The organism is Pseudarthrobacter sp. TRD_SC_9 (assembly GCF_055361265.1).
The window spans coordinates 2,411,809-2,435,668 of sequence record NZ_CM143956.1; the positions used below are offsets into that span (position 1 = coordinate 2,411,809).

At 61.2% G+C, this 23,860-nt stretch carries 18 protein-coding genes; 9 read left to right on the forward strand and 9 right to left on the reverse strand.

Annotated elements, in window-relative coordinates:
• Positions 1-901 precede the first annotated feature (901 nt).
• Positions 902-1,588 (reverse strand): hypothetical protein, encoded by a 687-nt coding sequence (locus ACWA13_RS11265; protein WP_463934127.1) that lies wholly within the window; start codon positions 1,586-1,588, stop codon positions 902-904.
• 743 nt (positions 1,589-2,331) lie between these two features.
• Here ACWA13_RS11265 and ACWA13_RS11270 point away from each other — a divergent pair.
• Entirely contained in the window at positions 2,332-3,105 is a 774-nt protein-coding gene (locus ACWA13_RS11270) for a hypothetical protein (RefSeq protein WP_463934129.1), read from the forward strand.
• Positions 3,106-4,173: 1,068 nt separating this feature from the next.
• Here ACWA13_RS11270 and ACWA13_RS11275 read toward each other — a convergent pair.
• Both ACWA13_RS11275 and ACWA13_RS11280 read right to left on the reverse strand, forming a co-directional pair.
• Entirely contained in the window at positions 4,174-4,602 is a 429-nt protein-coding gene (locus ACWA13_RS11275; RefSeq protein ID WP_463934131.1) for a class I SAM-dependent methyltransferase, read from the reverse strand.
• 263 nt (positions 4,603-4,865) lie between these two features.
• Positions 4,866-5,276 (reverse strand): helicase associated domain-containing protein, encoded by a 411-nt coding sequence (locus ACWA13_RS11280; protein ID WP_463934133.1) that lies wholly within the window; start codon positions 5,274-5,276, stop codon positions 4,866-4,868.
• Positions 5,277-5,560: 284 nt separating this feature from the next.
• On the opposite strand from ACWA13_RS11280, the gene ACWA13_RS11285 reads away from it, so the two are divergent.
• The gene (locus ACWA13_RS11285; protein WP_463934134.1) at positions 5,561-6,835 is read left to right on the forward strand and encodes a fibronectin type III domain-containing protein; all 1,275 of its coding nucleotides are present in this window, start codon (positions 5,561-5,563) and stop codon (positions 6,833-6,835) included.
• 725 nt (positions 6,836-7,560) lie between these two features.
• Here the strand turns inward: ACWA13_RS11285 and ACWA13_RS11290 are convergent.
• A complete protein-coding gene (locus ACWA13_RS11290) occupies positions 7,561-8,214 on the reverse strand; it encodes a response regulator (protein ID WP_463934136.1) in 654 nt (217 codons plus the stop codon).
• Positions 8,211-9,551 (reverse strand): sensor histidine kinase, encoded by a 1,341-nt coding sequence (locus ACWA13_RS11295; protein WP_463934138.1) that lies wholly within the window; start codon positions 9,549-9,551, stop codon positions 8,211-8,213. The genes ACWA13_RS11290 and ACWA13_RS11295 overlap by 4 nt, the downstream gene beginning before the upstream one ends.
• Positions 9,552-9,728: 177 nt before the next feature.
• Between ACWA13_RS11295 and ACWA13_RS11300 the strand changes: the two genes are divergently transcribed.
• The 3 genes from ACWA13_RS11300 to ACWA13_RS11310 all read left to right on the forward strand — a co-directional run bounded on the left by ACWA13_RS11300 (position 9,729) and on the right by ACWA13_RS11310 (position 12,165).
• Positions 9,729-10,862 (forward strand): ABC transporter permease, encoded by a 1,134-nt coding sequence (locus ACWA13_RS11300; protein WP_463934140.1) that lies wholly within the window; start codon positions 9,729-9,731, stop codon positions 10,860-10,862.
• A 75-nt stretch (positions 10,863-10,937) separates the two neighbouring features.
• The gene (locus ACWA13_RS11305) at positions 10,938-11,639 is read left to right on the forward strand and encodes an ABC transporter ATP-binding protein (protein ID WP_463934142.1); all 702 of its coding nucleotides are present in this window, start codon (positions 10,938-10,940) and stop codon (positions 11,637-11,639) included.
• 88 nt (positions 11,640-11,727) lie between these two features.
• Positions 11,728-12,165: a DUF2871 domain-containing protein gene (locus ACWA13_RS11310; RefSeq protein WP_463934144.1), complete on the forward strand. Its 438-nt coding sequence runs from the start codon at positions 11,728-11,730 to the stop codon at positions 12,163-12,165.
• A gap of 418 nt (positions 12,166-12,583) precedes the next feature.
• Here the strand turns inward: ACWA13_RS11310 and ACWA13_RS11315 are convergent, their stop codons facing one another.
• The gene (locus tag ACWA13_RS11315) at positions 12,584-13,012 is read right to left on the reverse strand and encodes a MarR family winged helix-turn-helix transcriptional regulator (RefSeq protein WP_463934146.1); all 429 of its coding nucleotides are present in this window, start codon (positions 13,010-13,012) and stop codon (positions 12,584-12,586) included.
• 90 nt (positions 13,013-13,102) lie between these two features.
• Between ACWA13_RS11315 and ACWA13_RS11320 the strand changes: the two genes are divergently transcribed.
• The gene (locus tag ACWA13_RS11320; RefSeq protein WP_463934148.1) at positions 13,103-14,050 is read left to right on the forward strand and encodes an alpha/beta fold hydrolase; all 948 of its coding nucleotides are present in this window, start codon (positions 13,103-13,105) and stop codon (positions 14,048-14,050) included.
• A 466-nt stretch (positions 14,051-14,516) separates the two neighbouring features.
• Here the strand turns inward: ACWA13_RS11320 and ACWA13_RS11325 are convergent, their stop codons facing one another.
• Entirely contained in the window at positions 14,517-15,170 is a 654-nt protein-coding gene (locus tag ACWA13_RS11325; protein ID WP_463934150.1) for a lysostaphin resistance A-like protein, read from the reverse strand.
• A 466-nt stretch (positions 15,171-15,636) separates the two neighbouring features.
• Here ACWA13_RS11325 and ACWA13_RS11330 point away from each other — a divergent pair, with 466 nt between their 5' ends.
• Positions 15,637-15,870, forward strand: a complete 234-nt coding sequence (locus ACWA13_RS11330; RefSeq protein ID WP_463934152.1) for a hypothetical protein — start codon at positions 15,637-15,639, stop codon at positions 15,868-15,870.
• 97 nt (positions 15,871-15,967) lie between these two features.
• On the opposite strand, the gene ACWA13_RS11335 is transcribed toward ACWA13_RS11330, so the two are convergent.
• On the reverse strand, positions 15,968-18,211 hold the full coding sequence (locus ACWA13_RS11335) for a rhamnogalacturonan lyase (RefSeq protein WP_463934153.1): 2,244 nt from the start codon (positions 18,209-18,211) through the stop codon (positions 15,968-15,970).
• Between the two features lie 720 nt (positions 18,212-18,931).
• Between ACWA13_RS11335 and ACWA13_RS11340 the strand changes: the two genes are divergently transcribed.
• Together ACWA13_RS11340 and ACWA13_RS11345 are read left to right on the forward strand one after the other, a co-directional pair.
• Positions 18,932-19,723, forward strand: coding sequence for an ABC transporter ATP-binding protein (locus tag ACWA13_RS11340; protein ID WP_463934155.1), 792 nt, complete (start codon positions 18,932-18,934; stop codon positions 19,721-19,723).
• Positions 19,724-19,726: 3 nt separating this feature from the next.
• A complete protein-coding gene (locus tag ACWA13_RS11345) occupies positions 19,727-22,228 on the forward strand; it encodes an ABC transporter permease (protein ID WP_463934157.1) in 2,502 nt (833 codons plus the stop codon).
• A 65-nt stretch (positions 22,229-22,293) separates the two neighbouring features.
• On the opposite strand, the gene metG is transcribed toward ACWA13_RS11345, so the two are convergent.
• Complete coding sequence (gene metG, locus ACWA13_RS11350; RefSeq protein WP_463934159.1) at positions 22,294-23,853, reverse strand: methionine--tRNA ligase; 1,560 nt, start codon at positions 23,851-23,853, stop codon at positions 22,294-22,296.
• Between the last annotated feature and the right edge of the window lie 7 nt (positions 23,854-23,860).

The window sequence follows — 23,860 nt, forward strand, 5'->3', positions numbered from 1 at the left end:
GTGAACTACGAGCTGTCTATTTGGGCCCTCCAACTAACGAATGGACCCTTGTGACGGGCAGCAGACCCCGAACGATAGGGGCGGGCAAGGAATGCATAAGGATGCTCTCAACTTGCCCGCCCCGCGTTACTGGTGTTGCTCTGGCCGTCTCAAGCTGTCCGACGACCAGGTGTTACTGGTGTTGCTCTGGCCGTCTCAAGCTGTCCGACGACCAGGTGTTACTGCAACGATGCTTCCCCCTAAACAGGTAACTCAAGCGGGGGAACTTCCGTTCTCTTTTTCTTACGAGAAAAAAATATAGCTACTATCTGAAATTTCGTCAACTCGCGTTTGGGCGTTGAGCTAGGTGGCCTTATGCGGTCGACTCGGACCTACCCTGTAGGCACCCAAGCGGCAGGAGGGCCGAGGCCGCTACAGAGCGACTCGCAACCGTCCAGTGAGGGGGATCCTACAACCGGGAACGTCTTGTTTTCCTGGACGTATCTGATGAGATCTTCCATGGCCACGACACCCACCGGACGTAGACCTTTAGGTCTACGTGGAGCAGGCAACTCAGCCGGCGCGCGGCTCGCATGGAGCTCTTTGAGCCCGGGGATCTTCGCTTGGCCTCCACTGAGGGTTGCCATAGGGCGGGGTGTCACACCTGAGATATACATCAGGAACTCTTCACTCGATTCATTCAAGCCAGCAAGAAAAGCCAGCTGCTTGCCATGGGGCTCTAACTCTGCTTCAGTCGTACTCGTTGATGGCTCAGTGTGCTGGTCAAATGGACCCACTTTTACCTTTGGATAAAAAGTAAAGACAGTGGGGCTGATTCGATCGATTCAGCCCCACTGTCGTGCTCCCTCAAACGGTTCCCCTAGGGGCCGTCAAACTCGGTGTGCTGTGCTTGGATGGGCCGTTAGCTCCGGCGCGTGAATTGGACTTGGATGTGCTTGAGCTCAGTGCGTGGAAGCACTGCGGTCACCACGCCGCCGTCTGCCAGTTGGGCTCCGATACCGTAGACGTACGGGTCCGTATCGACCTCCGCACCGGGCATATCGACTCCGTCGACGACGGTCCTAGCCTGACTGTTGATCATCCGGCCGGTTACTGTGGGGGCGTGTTGGTCCCATGGTTTGCTGCCCGGCCAGAGCTCTTGCCGAAATTGGTTCATCAGGATGTGGTTGACATGGTCAGCCAGTAGGCTTCGGACCGAAGAGCGCTCGGATGGAGCGCGGTGCCAGGTGGTTCGCACGGCCTCCACAAGTTGCGGGTAACGCAGTCGCTCCACGTACTCGATCAGCCAAGGGGGCCGAGGCCATGGCGGAACTTCCTCGATCGATCTGCGTGTTTTCTCGTCCAGGTCTGCGAGGTTTATTGGGTCTGAGCGGTCATCCGGGTTTCGCCAGAGCGTATAGGTGATGCTCGCCGTCATTTCGTTGTACCCACGATCATCTAGGCCGTAGGTCACGCCGACGCTGTCGGTGTCCTCCAATGACGGTTGGGGGGTGAGCCCCATCACCGGAATGGGCATGAATTTCAGGCGCTCGGCCCATTCGGCACGGGGGTCAGGAGCGTCTGAGGGGAGAATTCCAGCCACTTTCATACCCCGACTATGAGCCACACGAGGGTGCCTGTAAATGGTATTGAGTTTCGGGCTCCCCGATGTCCCGGTGAAGGTTCCACGCACAGAACGTCCCCGAAAAGCGCGAAGGCCTTCTTTTGGTTCACAAAAGACGGCCTTTGAAAGTCATACCCGCACAGGCTCCCGAAGTTGCTTCAAAGGAGAAGCACTTTCACTGTGCCAGCGCATCCGCGACTCGGGCTGCTTGTATTGGGAACCCGATTGTCCGCAGCGCTGTCCCACTTCCTTAGAACTGGGACGCCTCTGGTGGTGGGACACGCCTCCGAGGATTCTGTGTCTGTCGGTTAGAACGTTGAGCGCTGATTGCCGACTGGGGCCGGTGGCCGGTGACCTTTATGGCGTGGGTCTCGACCAGGTCAAGACGGCCGAGATTAACTCGTCACTGAGGTCGCTCACGAGCCACCGGTATGCCGGGCCACTGTATGAGGGAACCTTTAAGAGCCCCGCGAGCCTGTCCCTTGCCTTTCTTCTCGACATACCCCACTATTCAGGGACGAGTTCACTGACGAATTTAGAGGCATCATGGGAATGGACCCACGCGTTGCATCTGCAATGCTTACGCTCGGCTATGACGTCTTCCCGTTCGAGGTTTTCGACGCTGCGGGACGAGTCAAAGTACCAGACCTGGTGCAGTACCCCTCGTACGTTCGTGACGGCTTGGGTCGAATTGCCGCGGCACCGGCTGGGCTGAAATTTATCGAACAATGTCGGTTCTGCACCGCGCTCCATGGGGTTGCTACATGGCCGGCGTCGGCTTCCAGTCGGGCACACTCAACGTGGCAATCTTCAAGGCGGCGAATTCCGCGCCAAGCCCTGCCCACGCTCACAGGTGGGCGCAGTCTTATCAGACAACGCTTGCTACTTCCCTCAAAGAGTTCTCTGGAAACAGACACGTTATCGATCCTGCCTGGTTCGAAGTTCTGGACACCGCGATCGAGAAGGCCAAAGACGTCAACGATGACCTCAGACCGCCGACGAAACTAAACCTTCCAATCGGGTTCGCTGAGGGCGGCTACCCACCCGCAGATTCACCCTTGTTCGAGGAATCGAGCCTGAACCCCTTCGACTACCTCCTAATGGGCTTGAACTTCGTCTCGAAGTTCCTGAAGACACTCAAGGTGAGCACGGAAATCCGTACTACCATTCTCTGGTATGCAACGGACGGTGTGCGCATCACTCCCGAGTTTGCCGGGCAGTGGACGCCGTTACACACGGACTACCGGCACGACGCCACGATCCGCATGCTTCATTTGCTCTGGGATCCCACCGGCAACCAGAAAATTCGGTGGGGCGCAGGAATCAACTGGTCAGCCTGGTTGTGGCGGATGCCTCACGAGCCGTGGCAATGGTGCCGTTCCTTCTACCCGATGGGAAACTGCGGCGGTCCAGCGCTCATCTACGCGTCGCTAGAAACCGATGCGGAGGCTCAAGCAGTAGTTTTCAGTCCCGGGACCACCGGGCAACTGCCGGCAGGCTGACGGATCAGACGTATCGCGGCTCAAGGAATTTCATGTAGGGAGACGCTACCTGAGTCGTGTGTAATACGGGGTTACACATTGCTGAACCGTAAACCGTGCGGGTGAACTCTCTGATGTAGAACCCACAACCGCCATACAACGCCACCGTTTTTCCCTTTGGGATCACATAGCTAACACTCTCCCCTACTGAGATGGTGACGCTGGTCGACAGTTCTATCCCAGTCTCAGCCTCCAGGACCGGTAGCCCGACCTTGACCCCCGCAGTCACGGACGCCGAACACGTTATCGCGCGCTGCACCCGGAAAGTGAAACGTGATGGGCGCCAGCTTTGCTGTGACCGCAGACGACACCGGGCGCATGGTCCCTTTGAACTTCGCCGGAGTTTTGGAGAGCCGCCACTTTGTCGGGTTTGGGCAACGGGGGTATGACCACTCCGCTTCATCCGGCGCAAGCTCACCGTCAGCAGTCCAGAGGCCATCGTCGTCAAACTCCGTCGCCACGACTTCGAACTCAGACTCCGAAACGTTTGTGAAAGCGTCGTTCACGGGAACTCCTAGCATCGGTGTGAAAGTTACAGTGACCACCACCATCCCGGTTAGGGGGCGGGCAGCACAAGGGGTAGTTACCGAACACAGATAGTGGACAACTGCCATAGCCCCACAAGCCACCAGGCGTGTCCCACTTCCTTGGAATCGGGACGGTTCGATGCTGGGACGACGTGCAAGACTCGGAAGGTGCCGTTCCACGGAGCTGTCCGCTGTGTTCGGAGAGGCGATGAGCGCACGACCGAGCGAGCATCAGGTTGCTTGGGCCGACAGCATTAGGAACAACGGAACCCGCCTTCTGCGGGCCAACTCGGCTTCGTCTCCGCCGAACCTGTCGGGTTCCGGTTCGCACTCGCGCAGAACCGTCAGGTTGAATCCTGCACCCGTAACGGCCCCCACATACTTTTCAATGGTCCGGTGGAACCAGGTCACGGTGTCGCCCATCCACAAGCGCTCTCGGGCTCCGCCAAGGAAATAGTCATCAACGGTCCAACTCCCCCGCGGTCCCGGAGAAGACTGCACATCAGCTGACGTGATGACTGGGTGAAGGACCGAGAAGCACAGCTTCCCCCCCGGGACGGAGTGCGGCACGGCAGGCGCGCAGAACGGCGTCCAGGTCCTCAACATAGTGCAGTGCCATCCGCGAGACCACGAGATCAACGCTCCCGGCAGGAAGCGACAGCTCCTCCATATTCTGAAGGGTTACTGACCCCCGATGGTTCTGGATCGCTGTCCTTGCCCGTGTGACCATCTCCTGTGAACCATCAATACCCAGGTAACTGGCGCATCCCCTTTGCAAAAGCATCGCCCCCAGTGCTGCGTCCCCACAGCCAAGATCCAGGACATCCAGCCCTGTCACGTCTCCAAGCTCAGCAAGCAGCGCCGGCTCCTCCATAACAAAGTTCGGACTGGACACCCCGCCGTGCCGATGAGCCCCGTACCGCTCAGCCACACCGGGACGGTCATAGAACAAGGCCCCACTTTCAGATCCGGGGTAAGTCGCAGCGGATGAGGGGCCACTTTCCGGGCCTAGATGAGTCACCCTCACAGTCCACCACAGAGGAAACTCATTTCGGCTGCGCCACCGCTAGCTGTTCCGTTTCCTTAGAACTGGGACGCCGTTTGGTGGGACGCTCTCCCCGCAGACCAGACTTCCTGGCTGTTGGTTAGGAACGGCCGCCAGCCCCGGCTTGTGACCTGGTCCTAATTACGCCTTCAGCCCTGCCCCCAGCCCGGCACCCTGTCATCCAGGATTTGGGCTCTGGACGGTATCAGCTTGCCGGTACTGCGCAGATGCCGTTGAGTTCCAAGCCATCGGCCGTGGGCACGCTCTTCATCGTTCTCGCCTGTGCCATTGCCCGGCCAGTCGTTACCTTCCTGCAGGTAAGCAACGAGGGCGTCCAGCTTCCTGGCCCAATGGTCGTCCTCTCTGCCTTTCTTTGGTCCTGGCGAGTCCCATCCCGGTAAGAGTGCCAAACCGTCGTGGTACCTCTCCTGCAGAATCCCCAGACGGTTTTCACGGCGGCGGCTGGACAACCATCTGCCCATCTTTCGGACTTCCGGGTCGGGTGCCCCGGCAGTGGGAAATGTTCCGTTGTCCTGGACGAACCTGAGGAGGGCGTCCATTGCAGCTGCACCGGCCGGATGCATCCCAACGGCTTCATCATGTTCTTGCTGCAGTCCGGGGTCAGCGCCCGGGCAAGCCTCAGGTGATAGGCGACGGTTCTTCCAGGCCGGCCGACCAGGTCAGCACGCGCTGGCCGCTAAGACCCTTACTAAGCAGGCTTGTCATATCCGCTAACGATATGATTTCAACTTTTTATTTGCCCAATTTCGTATTGGCAGCAAAAACTCCCTTACACAACACTTCTTCAGGGGGAACAACTCCCACTCAACATCAAGGAGTGGAATTGAAGATTAAATTGTTGTCCGCAGCCGTGGTCTGCGGACTCTCGTTATTCGGTGCGGCCCCAATGGCCTACGCCGAGAATCGGTCAGAAGACACGTTCTCGGTGTCGCTCCAATCAAAGCCTTCGGTACGGATTGGAGCAGAAAAGGTAGCGCTTGGCGAGGTCTCCTCGGATATAGGGGAAAAGCATTTTTCCGGTGCTTCGAACGACGGGGATGCTGTGCGCGTTGTTCTCTTCGAAAAGCCAGCGAAAGAACCTGCAATGACTCCTGTCGATGCACCTGTTTCGGTTGACGGGACACAAGGTGCTGAGCAGGGATCGCTACCAATCCAGGAAGAACTAGTCCTTCGAGGGACTGCTCCGAAACCAACGGGAGCGATGAAGCCATCGATCGTAACGGCAGCTACCGATTCCAAAGTGAGCATCACATGGGCAGCCAGCAGTCCTTCTATTACGTACGACATTTACAAGGACGGACAGAAAGTCCGGGCATCGACCACGAATAGCTACACGGCACACGACCTTGCTCCCGACACCAGATACTTATTCGAAGTGAGGGATAGTAGAGTGGACGCCGCGCAGGCCACGTCGGAGCGGACCATCCCTGTTCAGACACTTCCGGAGGATGGTGCTGTCAAAGTGATACCTTTCACATATCAGCCTTACACCACTGCCTTCGTATACGAAACATTCATTCCCGAGGCGCAGGTGTCGTTGAATCTTGCAGCCGTCACCTCATGCAACGCGGTTGGCCAGTCGGGCATCACCTTCGGCGGTGACAACCGTTCGTACCGCACACCCGGAATCGGCTCACCGTATGACACACCCGACTATCGGACCATGATGTTCACCAATATCAACTGGGATAACGCTGCACCCTACGACGTGATCAATCTCAAACACGTAGCGCCGACGAAAAAATACAAGAACGGCAGCTTAGTTGAAACAAAGACTGCCTCCGCATCACAGATGTACTTCAAAGAGATCCAAAAGGGCGGATCCTACGCCCAGGTTAGATTCGACCACGCTGCAGGAAACCCCTTCTGCTCGATAGGCAATATCCGATACAACGTCGTCAACCGCTTTTACCGCAGCGGCGTCGTTGAGTCAGTAGGCTATCGTCAGCAAGCCCCAGCACACGAAGGATATGCGCGCTTCAACAACACCGGAGCCGAGTTCTGGGTGCCCATGTTCAGACTCCCGAACTCCTCATTCAACTGTCTTTTTGAGCACAGCTGCGCAACGGAGACAATCAATGCACGACAGGCACGATAACCAGTAGGAGGACCATGCCGCGGGCTGCGAAAGATTTGGAAAAGTCGAGGTTTTTTTGGGCGCTGCCTGGCGCATGCCTGCTCCTGTCCCTAGTCCTTGCCGCTTTCCTGACCCCGCCAGGCGCGGAGTTGATTCCGTTACTTCTACTAATATGTTTGGTTCTCGTCTCGGCTTTAGCTTGGACGGCTTTCGTGTGGTGGCCTCTATGGAAAAAAGTTTCTGAACTGACCAAACACGCCGTTCCCCAGATCTTGGTAATGTCCGGTGCCGGAGGCGCCATGAGCGTACCCTTTGCTCTCTATGAGCTGATCGTTGACAGAGCGCCCCCTGTCTTCGCGATCTTCGTCGGAATATTCGGTGCGGCAGCGGGTTTGCTCGGAACGTCGGTGTTCCTTGCTACATTTGCGCTTCTGCCCAACGCGTCCATGCCCGAAACTCCTCCGCCGAGAGAATAGTCCCAACCCCGGCTTCCGGGATGCCAGGCGGTGTCCCACTTCCTTAGAAGTGGGACACCTTTGCCGGGACAGCTCTCGCGTTTTTTGCACGATGGTTGTCCCCCACCTCCGCAGTCAGACCACAGGCGACAATGTCCCACTACTGCCAGCCTTGCGGTGCCTGGTTCTTGGATAGCAGGGTTGACGACCGTGCGCCTGACTTTTGGTAGTTCTTTGCATTTCTCAAGACAGCATCACGGGTTGGGAAGCGGCCCGGTTCAGCGTATGGAGCTACTGACCAGAGGGTCGGATAATGCGTCGTTTGGTTGCAGCGGATATGGCGGCGGTGCGGTTATCCACGCCAAGTTTCCCGTAAATGTGCACCAGGTGGGTTTTCACGGTTGCTTCGGAGATGAAGGTCTGTTTGGCGATGGCCCGGTTGGACAGTCCGGTCGCGAGCAATTCGAGTAATTGGATTTCCCGTGGGGTGAGGGCAGGAGCAGGATTCGCGATCCGGTCCATGAGCAGGGCCGCTATGTGGGGAGCCAGGGCAGTCTGGCCGGCGGCGGCCGATAAAACCGCCTGCCGGATCTGTTCGGGCGGTGCGTCCTTGAGCATGTAGCCGCTGGCCCCTGCCTCCACGGCCGCCAGGATGTCCGCATCCGTGTCGTAGGTGGTCAGGATCAGGACCGGCGGAGGGGCGTCCAGCAGCTTGATCTGTGCGGTCGCGGTGACGCCGTCCATGCCGGCGCCCATTTGCAGGTCCATCAGCACGACGTCAACCGGGTCGCCCAGGGTCTGCAGCCGCTTCAGTTCCTTGAGTGCCGCGTCGCCGTCGGCGGCTTCGGCTGCTACCGAGATGCCCTCGAATTCGGTGAGCATCGCCCGCAGCCCGGCCCTGACCACGGGGTGGTCATCGACCAGCAGAATGTGAATGTCGTTCATCGTTCTTCCCTTCCAGCCACGTCATCCAGGGGCAAGCGGATAGCCACCACGGTCCCCTCCCCCGGTGCTGATTCGAGGTCCAAAGAACCGTTGAGAGCCCTCACCCGTTCCTGTACGGACCGCAACCCGAAACCGCGCCCGTCCCTCCTGGCACTCCGGTAGGCGGCCAACCCGGCAGGGTCGAAGCCGATACCGTCATCATAAATGTCCAAGGTGACTTCACTGCTAAGAAATGCGAGGGTCACGACGGCGTTGCTGGCCCTGGCGTGGTCGCTGACGTTGGCGAGACTTGCCTGGGCGGCCCGGAGCAGGGTTACCCGGAACGGTTGCTGCAGCTCCACAGGGTGACCATCAAGTTCAAACCGGCACCGCAACCCTGAACCCCGGGCGGCCGCGCTGGTTTCGGTACTCTCGCAAAGCCGGCGCAGGCTCTCCACTAGGGACGTCTCGTGCAGATGTGGGGAGGAGAGCCCGCGGACAAAATTTCGGGCTTCGGCCAGGTTCTCCGACGCGGTCTGCTGAATCAACGCCAAGCGTGCTGCAGCGGTGACTGTATCTCCGTCGGCAAGCGATTTTTCCGCCACCCGGGCCACCAGCACGATGCTGGAGAGCCCTTGGGCGAGGGTGTCGTGGATTTCCCTGGCCAGCCGCCCGCGCTCGGCCAGGACGCCGGCGTCATGTTGGGATGCCGCCAGCTCCGCGCGGGTCCGGCGGAGCTCATCGGCTGCACGGCGCTGGTTCTCCGCTTCACGGTAGAGCGCGCGGTAGGCCAGCCCGGTAACGACAGAAAATGCCGCACCGAATATGGGACCCAGAACGACTGCCAGATGCGGGACGGTCAGCCCGCTGGCGGTCCATTGGGCGGCAATCACCGCCGCCGTCATCATAGCGATCGTCAGCAGCGCAATCCATCGTGGGAGCAAGTGCAGGTGCAGAAAGAAGAGAGGGAATGCCAGCCAGGCGAAATCCGCGCTCCCGGCCAGCAGGATGCCCCACAGAGCGGTGACGATTCCCAGCCACAGGACCCCGTAGCGGCGGGGGTCAAATCCCGTGCCGCCGACGGCAAAGCGCTTCTCGAAAATGGTACCCGTCAGGTAAACCCCGGCCAGAACAAGCGCGGTCCCTGCCCAGACATAACGCAGGGGATCCCCACCGCCGAATATCATCAGCCTCAGGACAGCCACACCCAGCAGGGCCGCGAAACCGACGTGAAACGTCACTCTCAAGACGCGCAGGACCGCAACGGAGGGCGATGTATCGAGGTCGTCGAGCAGGCCCTTGCCCCGTCCTAGAGGATCATCGCCGTCCGGCGCGGCGAGTGGGTCGGTAGCGGGCATTGAATCAGCTTATGCGCCCCTGGCTTGGCGCGGATCAACCGAATGATTGACAGGGAAATCAACCGTTCGTCCCCCGCGTATCAACCAAGTGCGCGATGGCGCGAGCTTATGCCCGCAGGAGAGTGGATATAGGAGCTTTTCCGGCCAATGCGTCACCCACATTGAAAGAAGAGAAACGTGTTTCTTGCTATCCGCGATATCCGCTTTGCCAAGGGCAGGTTTGCCCTGATGGGCGGCGTCGTCGCCCTGATCACCCTGCTGCTCGTCATGCTCTCGGGACTCACAGCCGGCCTCGGGGACCAGTCAACCTCAGCCATTGACAAACTCGGCGCCGTCAACGGCAATGGCGTCGCGTCCCAGGCAGTGGACAGCATTGTCTTTGGTGCCCCGGGCACCAACGAGCCCAAGGCTTCCTTCACTGAAAGCGAAGTCACCGCAGCGCAGCTCGACAGCTGGAAGAACCGGCCCGGCGTACAGGACGCAGAAGCCCTCGGCATCAGCCAGACCCGCTTCCAGGCCGTGGCCGCAGACACCGGAACCGGTACCGGAACCACCAATGTCGCCGTCTTCGGTGTCGCACCCGAGGGCCGGCTCGCACCATCCCGTGTCAGCGCCGACACCGTCGTGATCGGCAAAACCGTCGCCAAGGCCCTCTCCCTGAACACCGGAGACAAAGCCAGCGTCGGAGGCACCGAATTGACCGTCAGCGCCGTCGTCGAGGACCAGTGGTACTCCCACACCAGCGTCGTCTGGACCGCCCTTCCGGCCTGGTCGAAGCTCGCCCACCTGAGCGACCCGGAACAACTCGGAACCGTCGCCGCCGTCACCTACAAGGACGGTGCCCAGGTTGACGAGGCCGCCGCCAACATCGCGGCCCACACCGTCAGCACTTCACGCACCGGATCCTTCGACGCCCTGGGCTCCTACAAGAGCGAGAACGGATCCCTGACCCTGATGCAGGCATTCCTCTACGGGATCTCCGCCCTGGTCATCGTAGCCTTCCTGACCGTCTGGACGGTCCAGCGGACCAGCGACATCGCCGTCCTGAAAGCCATGGGCGGATCGAGCGCCTATATCTTGCGTGACGCCATCACCCAGGCAGCAATCGTGCTGCTGGCCGGAGCCGGGATAGGAGGTGTGATCGGCGTCCTCGGCGGCTTCTTCGCAGCCCAGGCCGCGCCCTTCCTGGTCACCCCCGCAACAACACTGCTGCCTGTCGTCGGGATCATCGCCCTCGGTCTGGCCGGCGCGGCCCTGGCCGTCCGGCGCGTCACCAAGGTCGACGCCCTCATCGCCCTCGGCGGAAACTAGCCCCTTCCGCGGCCCCGCCTTGTCCCGCCCGCGGCCCGATTCCACCCCGAGCACATCCTCAAAGGAAGTACCACCATGTCCTCCACCCCCAGCCCGCTGAACCTCGTCAACGTCACCCTCGAATACCCGGACGGGGACGGAATCATCAAAGCTCTGGACTCCGCGAACCTCACAGTTCAGGCCGGCCAGATGATCTCCCTCGTCGGACCATCAGGGTCCGGAAAATCCAGCCTGCTGGCTGCCGCCGCCACCCTTGTCCGCCCTACCCACGGCCTGGTGATCATCGACGGCACCGACACCACCGGGCTCGGCGACAAAGATCTCACCACCCTACGTCGGGAAAAGATCGGCATCATTTTCCAGCAGCCCAACCTGCTCGCGTCCCTGACCGCAGCCGAACAACTCATCATCGGCGACCATCTGCGCGGAAAATCCATCAAGGCTGCGCGCGCCAAAGCTCAGGACCTGCTCGACATCGTCGGACTCAGCTCCAGCTCGGACAAGCGCCCGCACCAGCTCTCCGGCGGCCAGCGCCAGCGCGTGAACATCGCCCGCGCTCTCATGGGCGACCCCAAGGTTCTACTCGTGGACGAACCAACCGCGGCCCTGGACCACGAACGCAGCGACTCCATCATCCGGCTCCTGCGCCGCGTCACCGACGACTTCATGGTCGCCACCGTCATGGTCACCCACGACACCGAATTCGTCCCCCTGACCGATTCGGTCGCCACCATGCGCGACGGAAAACTCTCCGCCCCCGTGCTGACGAAGGTCTGACACCCAACATCCACCTCGACCTCGCTCACTACCCGCGAAACCATCCCGGAACTTCCCGCATCAAGCCCCATCAAGCCAAGGACCCCTCATGAAAAAGATCTACTACGCCGCCCTTTCCTACCTGATCGCCGGACTGGCATCCGGGCTCTTTTACCGTGAATACACAAAAGCCAACAACTTCACCGGCGACAGCCAGCTTGCCGTGCTCCATACTCACCTCCTGGCTCTGGGCATGCTGTTCTTCCTCGCCGTCCTGGCACTGGACAAGCTCTTCGACCTCTCCGGCCTGCGCATGTTCAGCATCTTCTTCTGGACCTACAACGCCGGCCTTGCCCTCACCACAGCCATGATGGTCCTCAGCGGCCTCCTCACCGTCCAGGGCACCACCCCGTCAGCCGCGGTCGCAGGCATCTCCGGGCTGGGCCACATCTGCCTCACCGTCGGTCTGACCCTTCTGTTCATTACCCTCGGCAAGCGCGTCTCCAACAAGGCATCGACGGAAGCCGAACTCACCCGCACAAACTGACCCCACTCAAGCCTGGTGACTTTTGGTTTTCAGGCGGGTGATCATTCCTCGCGCCCATGGAGAAGGGAGTCTGCGCTAGGTGCGACGGCTATCGCTGAAAATTTCAGGGATGCATGAGTCGTATTAGGGGTGGCTCATTGGCACTTCCGACCAAATTCCAATACCCCTTCAACGTCGATCTCTTAGCTACGGGCGCGATCAGACAGTCTTGATAAAGGATCCATAGATGCGACAGTTGTGCGTGGTGCACCCGTGCGTGCACCTTCAGCGTCCGGGCTAAACCTACATCAGCCCTGCCGACGACCACTCAGGTCGATCTGCGGCCTTGGAAGCACGGTAAGCGACCGGCTTGCGGGCGGTCTTCAGCGGTGGAGCGGATGTCCGGCGATGAGAATATTTTTGGCTGCTCGGTTGTGATTTAGAAGGGTTTGGCTAGGTGTTCGAGAGCTTTGACTACTTGAGCTGATGATGCCATCCCGGCTTTTTCGCGCCATCTGATGAAGATCCTGTCGAAGGCCGCTGCTCCGACGCGGATGGCGTCGCGCCCCTTCGGCGTGACGGTCAGACTCTTTTTCCGCGCATCCACCGCGTCGGGTTCGCGGGTCACATAGCCCAACGCCTCGAGCGCCGCAATGGTTTTCGCGGCCGCCTGGCGACTCACTCCCGTTGCACGAGCGAGGCCCGCCGCGCTGGTTGCCCCGGCATCAATCGCCTGCATTGCAAGTTCATTGACGACGGTCAAACCCGGGTGCCCGGCACGTTCGAGCTCCACTCGAACCTCATCGACCATAACGTCGAACGCCCTTATCAGGAGCTGAGCGAACTGCGTCCCACTGTCGACTCCCATCCGGCGAGCCTAGCCGAGCTAACGGATATTGACAACTAGGTTGCTTACTGGTTGAGTAGGCAACCTGGTTGTCATAATCGAGGAGCAGACATGGCGAACACTTTCGTACCCACTGGTGCCACAATCCCCGAAGTCCAGCACTCCACCGCTGATGTTAACGGAACGACGCTGCACTACGTTTCCGCCGGTTCGACCGGTTCGCCGATCCTGCTCGTGCACGGCTTCCCGGAGACGTGGTGGGCATTTCATCACCTCATCCCTCTGCTCGCCGCTCGGCACCGCGTGTTCGCGGTCGACCTTCGGGGCTTCGGAGACTCCGCGGCCGCGGGCGACGGCTTCACAAGCAGCGACGCGGCGAAGGATCTGCACTCTCTCATTGCCGAACTCGGCGTCGGCCCGGTGCATCTCGCGGCACAGGACATCTCCGGTGGTACCGCGTACCGCCTCGCCTGTGAGTACCCGGAGGACGTGCTCAGCCTCATCGGAACCGAAATGGGCCTTGCGGGGTTCGGTCTGGAAGGCTTCGGCGACATCACGCATGGAGGTTCCTGGCACATCGGCGTGCTGGCAGCACCCGGTATCGCAGACATGCTCTTCGCCGGCCGTGAGCAAGAGCTACTCGGGTCGTGGGCCTTCCCGTCCATGACCGCGAACCAGGACTCGATCACCACCGCTGACATCGACGAATTCACACGCACCTACTCCCGTGAAGGCGGTTGGAACGGGGCCGTCGGCCTGTATCAATCGATGCTGACCGAAGGAGTCGACTTCCAAACCCGAGCCACAACAAAGCTTCCTATCCCCGCGCTTACCATCGGTGGTTTCGGTGGGACCTTCACCGAAGCGACAATGAAGCAAATCGTGCAGGGTCCAGTTGAGAGTGTTCTTATTGATGGAGTCGGTCACTACGTTGCCCTGGAAGCCCCAGACCGTCTCGCGGAGGCAATCCTGAAGTTCCTCGCTGCCCCCCAAGAAGTGCCTGCAGATGACTCGAGTCTACAAACAGACGGCTCCATCAAGGCTCAGTCCACAGCGTGAAGAACCAGCATGGCAAAGCTGGCTACAGGGGCTCACCGTCCCGGCCTGACTCTCAGCGCCCAGCAGCATCGTGCGACTCCGAAAAGCTGGAGATCGGTGAGTTGCGATGAGATGAGTCGCGCCGACTTAGATGCCTTTGATTTCGTAGTGGCGATCAATTTTCGCGGTTACCCTAGCCCGCTGTGCAACCAGCTTGCGGATGATCGCAAACGGTCCCTCCCGCCATAACTGACTTCGATAAAAGACAACGAGTTCTGACAGTACGGGCGTCTCCCTCGACGGCAGTACTGATTGCTCCTGTAGCAGGAGATATCAGCAGCTGTCGTGATGCCAATTAGGGACATGGCCATGCACGTCCGGAGCCTGAGGCAGCCCGCGTCCGCTGGCTGATGTTACTCAGAAGGATTCACCGCGGGTTACATCAGGTCGACGATCGACCTTTTCCTACCGCGGCGACCGTCGGCTGCTACCGCGCTGCTAAGACAATGAACACCACGAGGGCATTGTTGACCGAGTGCAATAGCACTGGGGCCCAGAGGTTTTGATGGAACCGGCGGAGAAGTGCCAACGCGATACCCAAGGCGAAGAGGTAAGCAAAGGTCAGAAACACCAAGTGAACGACGGCAAAGAGTGCTGCCGACAACACGATCGCCGCGTAGGGATTGACGTGCTGGGACAGTCCGTTGAGGATGGCGCCCCTGAATAGCGCCTCTTCCCACAGCGGTGTGAGCACAGCGACGATAAGGAAGGTCAACACGATGAACGGAGTCGGTAGGGCCCCAATCCTGGCCAAAGTCTCACTTGAGGAGCTTGCGGACGTACCGCCTATCCCTACCAATGCAAGAACAGCGAGGAAAAGCCCTTGCAGGCAAGCGCAAGCGATGATGGCCGTCGGAATTTGCCACAGTAGGTGCAGCATCCGAAGACGCACGCGCCTGAACCCAAGGCTGCTAAGGGTCAAGTGATTTTTTCGAATCAAATGGATGTAAAGGGCCGAAAAGGCCGCCACGGTCGCCCCGCAGAAGATCAGTAAAATGACGGCCTCGGCGGTGAAATCAACTACCCCCAAAAGCCCTACGGCCAGGACTCCACCGGCGAAGACAGCAATGTACAGAACCACAAACACAAGGGCCCAACAGGCCTGTTTGAAAGTGACACCCCTGTTGGGATGGAGACCATCCGGAGGTAAATGAGTTGAATCAGCTGACAAAAGTATCCCCCGAGGCTCCATGCTGCGAGCCTAACTCAGCTTCCCAGAGAACCTGACACGAGGACTGCACTGCCCTGGCATCACTGTCCCATTGATGGATCCTTTGATTGGACAGTGTGAGGCGGCGATGGGTTCGGCATCGCTCAAGTTCCTTCGGTGCCCTTGTCGGCGCTTCTTCCCTACGTCCCGGTCGCTCTACCAAGGGGGCCAAAACTCTTGACAACTTTTATTGTCAATACCATGATGGTGGCATGCAGGACGTTGAAGTTATCGAAAACGCCGAGGCAGCCGCCACCGTGCTGGTTCCGGTCCGGGCCTCGGTATCACACGCCAGAAGGTCAACTACCACCTCAAGGCACTCGAGACACACGGCCTCGTGGAGCTGCACGAGGAGCACCGGCACAGTGGCATCACCGAGCGGGTGCTGCAGGCCTCGGCGGCGTCGTACGTCGTGTCACCGGCGGCTATCAGCGCGTCCGCGGCTGATCCGGACGCCAATAACGACCACCTGTCGGCGGGCTACCTCGTCGCGCTGGCCGGCCGGCTGGTGCGCGAGGTCGGTCATCTCCAGACTGCCGGATTCCCGGAACGACGGAAGAGTCCGTCTTAGAAAGCAAAGCTGTCTCGCTACAGCGAGCGGATCGGGCGGCGGGGGCCTTATCCCCACCGCCCGAAGCTGCGGTTATCCGTCTATCCTTCTTGTCGTGTTACTCGGGCTTGCCGTTGCCTGGGCGCACGGTGATCTCGGCCGTAGCGGTTGTTTCGATACCGGCGTGGTTGATCGCGGTGACGCTAAGTTCGAAGCTGCCCTTGAGGCCTTCGATGGGGAGCTCGTAGCGGCCGTTCACTCCAGTGAGCTCTTGTCCGTTGAAGGTGACGGTGAGTGAGCGGACGCCCGACTCAGGATCTTCTGCTCGAACATCGACGACGAGGCCGTGCTTGGCACCTACTTTGGTGTCCTTGACCTCGGTCACGACTGGTGCTGTCTCGTCGGGTACCGGGGCGTTCACGTAGGCGATGCTCGGAGCGGGAGGCGTCGTCATTCCCTCGCCGAGGAAGAAGCTCGTGTGAGGGGGCTGGTTGTAGGCGGTGTTCTGCCACGCTACGCCGAGCCGATACACCGGGTCGTGCATCAGGGTGCGGATGCGGTGCTCGGTGACATCGGTGGTGGTGAAGATTTTCAGCGACGAGTGGTCGGCGCTGCGGTAGACGAGTTCCTCGCGCCAGTCGCCGAACAGGTCGGCCTGGAGTGCCGGGTTTCCCTTGGTGCCGTTACCGGTCAGGGTGCCGTCGAGTGTGAGCAGCCGATCTTCGGACTTCGACTCCCAGTTCCACTTCGATATGGTCGGCGTCGCGCCGGTCGCGAGTTCGGCCGGGTCGGTGTAGTCGTGGTCAGTGATCTCACGCAGCAGGTCCCCGTCCCACCAAGTGAGGAAGTTCGCCGCGGGGATGCTTGTACCGAGGTCGGTACCATCTGCTGCGCGAAGCGATCCGACCTTCGAATAGAACTTGTACGTTCCTCCGATCGCCCACGCCTCATTGCCCTCATGCGTCGGGTCGATATCGCCCGCCGCGCCACGGCCGGTGTCACGCTCACCGGGTATCGACCAGAGAATCTCGCCCGTAGCAGCGTCGCGCATCGTCGCCGCACGCTGGCCACTGCTTGGCATGCTTTCGTGCACTGAGTAGACCTCCAGCCCCTCACGGGAGGGGACGTGGTCGGTGACGTGCATCGCGTCACCGTGCCCGAGGCCGGTGTTATAGAGCGGCGTGCCGTCACTATCGATCGTCATCGACCCGAAGACAATCTCGTCGGCGCCGTCCGCGTCGACATCCGCGATCGAGAGGTTGTGGTTGCCTTGTCCTGCGTACTGGTTGCCGGCCTTGGTCGAGTCGAACAACCAGCGTTCTTCGATCTTGCCGTCAACGAAGTCAAACGCGGCGATGTAGGTCTTTGTGTAGTACCCACGGCTGAAGATCATGCTGGGTTTTTCGCCGTCGAGATAGGCGGTGCCAGCGAGGAATCGGTCCATCCGGTTGCCGCTGGTGTCACCCCACGATGAGAGCTCACCGCGCGTCGGTACGTAGTCGATACTGTCGAGCGCCACACCGGTCGCGCCTTCGAAGACGGTCAGGTACTCGGGGCCGGTCAGGATACGGCCGCTCGTGTTGCGGTGGTCCGCCGCCGCGTCGCCGATGACCGTGCCGGCACCATCGACCGTAGCGTCCGCGGTCTTCATCGCAACTTCGGCTCGGCCGTCACCGTCGTAGTCAAACACCTGGAACTGTGTGTAGTGCGCTCCCGCGCGAATGTTGCGGCCAAGGTCAATCTGCCACAGCCGGGTGCCGTCAAGCTTGTAGGCGTCGAGGTAGACGTTCCCGGTATAGCCGGAACGTGAGTTGTCCTTCGCGTTCGTCGGATTCCACTTGAGGACGATCTCGTACTCTCCGTCACCGTCGAGATCGCCGACCGACGCATCGTTGGCTTCGTACTCGTAGGCCTCGCCCGTCGGAGTCGTGCCGCCTGCCGGTCGCTGGAGCGGGACGTCCAGGGACTGATCCCCCCACGGCGTGAACTCGTCAGTAACCGTCACTTCCCGTTGGTCGATCAACGCGGTCACGCGGTAGACCGAAGCTTCGGTCCCCTCCGCATCGAGTAGGTTGGTGCTGCCGGTGATCGGAGTTTCAGTGATGCGAACACCGTCACGGTAGACGTGGAAACCGATCGAATCGGCGTCGAGGCCAAGCATGCGCCAGCCAACGTAGACTCCGCCCCCGGTTGTCACAGCGACCGGGGCTCGGTCGAGGTATTCCACCTGCCGGATCGGCGTGTTCTCGGGCGCCGCGACTGCCGGCATACTCACAAGCGTTGCCGCAGCGACAGCTGCTACTGCCGCCGCTCCTAGCGCTCGTCGTGACCTTCGTGGATGGACGAACGAAACCATAACCATCTCCCTTGATGTCCTCATGCAGAAGCAAGTCATAGCCCCCGCGCGGGAAAACGCTTTCTTTGAACCGTTTCATCGTGCTTCTGCCCCTGACCGGTTGTCAAGAGCAACAGACAAATATGAAGGCCTACCGTCTGCAAGGAATCAGTAGGTCGACCGGTCCGCAGCAACGCGTGAACCAGACAGCTGTCACATCCGTCCCGCCGCATAGATCGCCCCCCACCACGAATTCGTTCGCGCTTTCCTCAAGCGAACGGATACTCGGGTAAACATTGTTACCTCGCTAGTGACACTCGGAGGTGCACCAAGCGTGGCAGCCGACCAAGTTCTACCCAGGGTCAGAAGCCAACGGTCGAACCCAGACGAGAAGCGGAGATTCGCTCGCGACTCTCGACGCCCGGGAGCGCCCCGTACAGGGCGACCGAGTCGGCAGGTCAAAAGCGCCGCAGGGACATTTCCTGCACCGCAGGCCCCGACGAAGGAGGGGCTAGACGGGCCGGAGCGGACACGTACAATCCGAAAGACAGCACCCAAAAAACGTCGAAGACGTACACCGGGCCAGGGACGGCGTAGTTCTGCGACGCGGCACTAAACCCAACAGTGCCGCCTCGAGCGTTTACACCCCGAGCCGCTTACAGACTCAGACCCCGGTATGAGGCGGCGGCCGCGAAAGCAGGCCCCCGGAAGGATTCCCGTGCGGGCGGCGGTACATAGCGTGGAATCATGACCACTTCCGCGAATGTTCAACAGTCCCCCACAAACCACGGCGGGCCCGTCCCGGCACCAGCCGCCGGACCGGCCGTCCAAGCCATTTCCGTTTCCAAGACCTACGGCCGCAACGAAACGCGGGTCACCGCCCTCCGCGATGTCTCCGTTAGCTTCGATACAGGCCGCTTCACGGCCATCATGGGGCCCTCCGGTTCCGGGAAGTCCACCCTCATGCATTGCCTCGCCGGCCTGGACACAGCCGATTCGGGCAACATCCTGGTAGGTGGAACAGACATCACCGGACTCAAGGACAAGGAACTAACTGCACTGAGGCGTGAACGCATCGGCTTTGTCTTCCAGGCATTCAACCTGGTCCCCACCCTCACTGCCGAACAAAACATCACGTTGCCGCTGGCTCTGGCCGGCAGCCGCACCGACACTGAGTGGCTGGACTACGTAGTCACCACCCTGGGCCTCCAGGACCGCCTCAAGCACCGTCCGCACGAGCTTTCCGGCGGCCAGCAGCAGCGGGTGGCCGTGGCCCGTGCCCTGCTGACCCGGCCGGACGTCATCTTCGGAGACGAACCCACTGGAAACCTCGATTCAACAGTCGGCGGCGAAGTACTGGCTCTTTTGCGCCGCAGCAGCAGGGAGCTGGGCCAGACCATCATCATGGTGACCCATGATCCGGTGGCAGCCAGCTACGCCGACCGCGTGGTCCTGATGAGTGACGGAAAACTGGTGGGCGAGGTACTGGAGCCCACCGCTGCCTCGGTCCTGACCGCCCTCGGCAAGCTGGGGGCATAACCAATGCTTCGCGTTGCACTTTCCCAGTTCACCGCGCACAGCCGGCGGTTCGTAGCCGTCGGGCTCGCGGTCATGCTTGCCGTGGCATTCCTCTCCACCACACTGATGGTCAACGCCAGCACCAGCGCCTCGCTTGGCGCCAGTCTTGGCGAGGCCTACAAAAAAGCCGACCTCGTTATTGTTCCCAACGGCGACAGCCTGGACCAGGATGCTCTAGATGCCGTAACCGGCACCGCGGGCGTGGACTCCACCTATGGCAGCCAGCGCATTCCCGCCGCCTTCACCGCCAAGGGTGAGGAAGTGGTCGGAATGGTCCGGAACCTTGCCCCGGAAGACCTTGAGACTGCCGTCCTGACCGAAGGCACCTATCCGGGTACGCCGTCGGACATCGCCGTCGACGCAACCACCGCGCAACGGCTGGAGATCAAGACCGGCGACACCCTGGCGCTCCAGGCCCTGGACGGTCCAACCACCGTTTCTTTACAGGTCACGGGATTGCTGCGGCCCAGCGCCGATCCGTTCAGTGCCGCGCTGCCCCAGCTTCTGGCACTGTCCCCCACTGTGGGGACGCTCGCGGCCGGTGAAACTTCCCTGGACAGCATCCAACTCACGGCACTCCCAGACACCGATGCCGGCCAGCTCAAAGAGGCAATCACTTCTTCCATAGGCGCCACCGGGCAGTCCGGCGCCACCGTCAGGACCGGCGACGAGCAGGTCACCTACCAAGTGGCTTCCATGACCGGCGGCCAGGACCAGTTGACGGGCATCCTGCTGGCCTTCGCAGCCGTCGCCCTGGTGGTCTCCGGATTGGTTGTCAGCAACACCTTCGCCGTCCTGGTAGCACAGCGGACCCGGGAGCTTGCCCTGCTCCGCTGCCTCGGCGCCGGCCGGAACCAGGTGCGCAACTCCGTCCTGGCCGAAGCCCTGGTGGTTGGCTTCGTGGCCTCCGTGCTGGGTGTGCTCGCCGGAACAGGGCTAATGGCCGGCCTGGTGTCATGGGCCGCAGCCCAGCCGGACCGGCAGTTTGCCACGCTGGCCGTCCCGCCGTCGGCCATCATCGTGGGCCTTCTGGCAGGCGTCCTGCTGACGGTGGCAGCAGCCTATGTCCCTGCACGGGCGGCGACTGCCGTGGCACCCCTGGCCGCGCTCCGGCCAGCCGACGATGCCAGCCTGGGCAATACGAAGGGCAAGCTGCGGCTGGTCTTGGGGCTGGTGGCCATTGTTCTGGGCGTTCCGCTGCTGGTGATCGGCGCCCTGCTGGGCCAGCTGGTGATCGGCTTTGGCGGGGGCCTGCTGTCCTTCCTCGGAGTCCTGATGTGTTCCACCCTGTTCATTCCGCGCCTGGTTTTCCTGGTGGGCAAACTGGCTGCCCCGGCCGGAGTTCCCGGAAGGCTGGCAGCGTTGAACTCCGTCCGTAACCCCGGGCGGACCTCCGTGACCGCTGCCGCACTGCTGATCGGCGTCACCCTGGTGACGCTGATGATGACCGGAGCGGCTTCATCACGGACCGCTTTTGACCAGATGCTGGCCAAGAACTACCCGGTGGACCTCGCCGTATCGCTCTCCTCCCCGGCCACATCGGAAGGCACAGAGCCCGCCGCCCCGGCGCTGACGGTGGCGCAGCGCGACGCGGTCCGTGCCATCTCCGGTGTCTCCAAAGCGGAACTGCTGCCCATTGTGGGTCAGCTCGACGTGGATGGCGCCAGCACGCCGGTCTACGCCATTCCCGCGGACAGCGCAGCCGCCCTGTTCCTCGACCAGTCGCTGGCAGTTGAGGCCGGCAAGATCTACCTTCCGGAAGATTCCGCCGCCGGGCCAGCAACCGTGAAGGGAAGCACGGCCACACTGGACCTCGACGCCGTTGTCCTCAAAGCCCGCGGCCTGCCGCCGTTCATCAGCACGGAGACGGCCCAGCCGCTGCTGGCAGGCGCCTCGCCCACCTCCGGAGAAGCAATCTGGATCAGCCTCGGGGAATCGGACAAAAAGCTGTCCGGCGACGACATCCGGAACATCCAGGCGTCTGTAGCCCAGGCTCTGGGCATGCCGGAGAGTGCTGTGAATGGTGCCGCCCTGGAGCGGGTCACCTTCAACGAGATCATCGACGTCCTGCTGCTGGTGGTCACCGCGCTGCTGGCAGTGGCCGTGGTCATCGCGCTGATCGGCGTGGCCAACACCTTGTCCCTGTCGGTCCTTGAACGGACGCGGGAAAACTCGCTGCTGCGTGCCCTTGGACTGACCCGCGGCCAGCTGCGCGCCATGCTGGCACTGGAGGCTGTCCTGGTTGCCGGAGTTGCGGCGTTGATCGGCGCAACACTTGGCAGCATCTACGGCTGGCTGGGCGCCATGTCCGCTCTGGGCAGCGTGACCACCGTGGCGCCGTCGATCCCCTGGCTGCAGCTCCTGGCCGTTCTGGCTGTGGCAGTGGTGGCAGGACTGCTGGCCTCCGTGGTTCCGGCCAGGCGTGCCGCACGGCTGTCCCCGGTGGAGGGACTCGCGACAGCTTAACCGACAAAGCCGGGTGGCGGCAGGGCTCTTCCGAGCACCTGCCGCCACCCGACTTTCGTTTTACCTTAGGCCTCGGCAGGCTCTTCGTATTTCGGGAACACCGGCGTGGGAGCCGGCAGGGCAGTATCCGGAACAATCGGCGTGCCCAGCGCGGTGAACTGACGGGCATCGCCCTCCGGCTGGCCCAGCGCATCCAATACGGCTCCGGTTGCGCCGGGCATCACGGGCTGGACCAGGATGGCAACGATCCGCAGAACTTCCAGCGTGACGTACAGGACCGTGTTCATGCGTTCGACGTCGGTCTTGCGCAGCACCCAGGGCGCCTGCTCAGCAAAGTAGGCGTTGGTGTCGCCGAGGACAGTCCAGATGGCTTCGAGGGCGCGGCTGAACTCCTGCTTTTCGAAGGCCGCCCGAGCAGTCTCGAGCAGCCCGTTGGCCTGTGCCAGCAGCGCCTCATCCGCGGCGCTGAAAGCACCCGGGGCAGGCACCTTTCCACCGCAGTTCTTGGCGACCATGGACAGCGACCGCTGCGCAAGGTTGCCGAAGTTGTTGGCCAGATCTGCGTTCATCCGGCCTACAATGGCGTCATGGTGGTAGCTGCCGTCCGCTCCGAACGGAACTTCACGCAGGAAGAAGTAACGGACCTGGTCCAGGCCATACTGCTCAACAAAGTCGGCCGGTGCCACCACGTTGCCCAGCGACTTGGACATCTTGACACCGGCGTTGTGCAGGAAACCGTGGATCATCACGCGCCTGGGCATCTGCAGCCCGGCGCTCATCAGGAACGCAGGCCAGTAAATGGCATGGAAGCGGGAAATGTCCTTGCCGATCACGTGGACATCTGCGGGCCAGTACTTCCGGAATGATTCCGACTCAACATCCGGGTAGCCGACGCCGGTCAGGTAGTTGGTCAAAGCATCGACCCAGACGTACATGACGTGTTTGTCGTTGCCGGGCACCGGGACACCCCAGTCAAAGGTGGTGCGGCTGATCGAGAGGTCATCCAGGCCGCGCTTGACGAAGCTGATCACCTCGTTGAAACGGGACTGCGGGGCACCGAACTCCGCGTGCTCCTCGTAGAGACCCAGGAGCCGGTCCTGGTAGGAGGACAACCGGAAGAAGTAACTCTCCTCAGCCGTCCACGTCACCTCGGTGTCCGTTTCCTTCGAGTAGCGCACGCCGTCGTCCTTGACCACGGTCTCGTCCTCGACGTAGTACGCCTCATCGCGGACCGAGTACCAGCCCTCGTATTTATCAAGGTAGATATCGCCGTTCTCCTCCATCTTCTTCCAGATGGCCTGGGACGCCGCGTAGTGGTCGGCGTCCGTAGTGCGGATGAAGCGGTCGTACGTGATTCCCAGGGCGGCATGCGCAGCCTTGTACACCTCAGCGTTACGGTCCACCAGCTCCTTGGGGGTAATGCCCTCCTTCTCCGCGGCCTGGGCGATCTTCATCCCGTGCTCATCGGTACCAGTGAGGAACATGACATCGTAGCCGTCCAGGCGCTTGAACCTGGCCATGGCGTCCGTGGCGATGTACTCGTAGGCATGGCCAATGTGCGGCACGCCATTGGGGTAGGTAATGGCAGTAGTGATGTAGAAGGGCGTTTTCGCGGGGGAAGTCACAGGTGGA

Excerpts from the sequence above, each read along its gene's own strand:
- ACWA13_RS11265 (WP_463934127.1), bottom strand. The coding sequence starts at position 1,588 with ATGAAAGTGGCTGGAATTCTCCCCTCAGACGCTCCTGACCCCCGTGCC.
- ACWA13_RS11270 (WP_463934129.1), top strand. The coding sequence starts at position 2,332 with ATGTCGGTTCTGCACCGCGCTCCATGGGGTTGCTACATGGCCGGCGTC.
- ACWA13_RS11280 (WP_463934133.1), bottom strand. The coding sequence starts at position 5,276 with ATGGACGCCCTCCTCAGGTTCGTCCAGGACAACGGAACATTTCCCACT.
- ACWA13_RS11290 (WP_463934136.1), bottom strand. The coding sequence starts at position 8,214 with ATGAACGACATTCACATTCTGCTGGTCGATGACCACCCCGTGGTCAGG.
- ACWA13_RS11295 (WP_463934138.1), bottom strand. The coding sequence starts at position 9,551 with ATGCCCGCTACCGACCCACTCGCCGCGCCGGACGGCGATGATCCTCTA.
- ACWA13_RS11305 (WP_463934142.1), top strand. The coding sequence starts at position 10,938 with ATGTCCTCCACCCCCAGCCCGCTGAACCTCGTCAACGTCACCCTCGAA.
- ACWA13_RS11310 (WP_463934144.1), top strand. The coding sequence starts at position 11,728 with ATGAAAAAGATCTACTACGCCGCCCTTTCCTACCTGATCGCCGGACTG.
- ACWA13_RS11315 (WP_463934146.1), bottom strand. The coding sequence starts at position 13,012 with ATGGGAGTCGACAGTGGGACGCAGTTCGCTCAGCTCCTGATAAGGGCG.
- ACWA13_RS11320 (WP_463934148.1), top strand. The coding sequence starts at position 13,103 with ATGGCGAACACTTTCGTACCCACTGGTGCCACAATCCCCGAAGTCCAG.
- ACWA13_RS11335 (WP_463934153.1), bottom strand. The coding sequence starts at position 18,211 with ATGGTTATGGTTTCGTTCGTCCATCCACGAAGGTCACGACGAGCGCTA.
- ACWA13_RS11340 (WP_463934155.1), top strand. The coding sequence starts at position 18,932 with ATGACCACTTCCGCGAATGTTCAACAGTCCCCCACAAACCACGGCGGG.
- ACWA13_RS11345 (WP_463934157.1), top strand. The coding sequence starts at position 19,727 with ATGCTTCGCGTTGCACTTTCCCAGTTCACCGCGCACAGCCGGCGGTTC.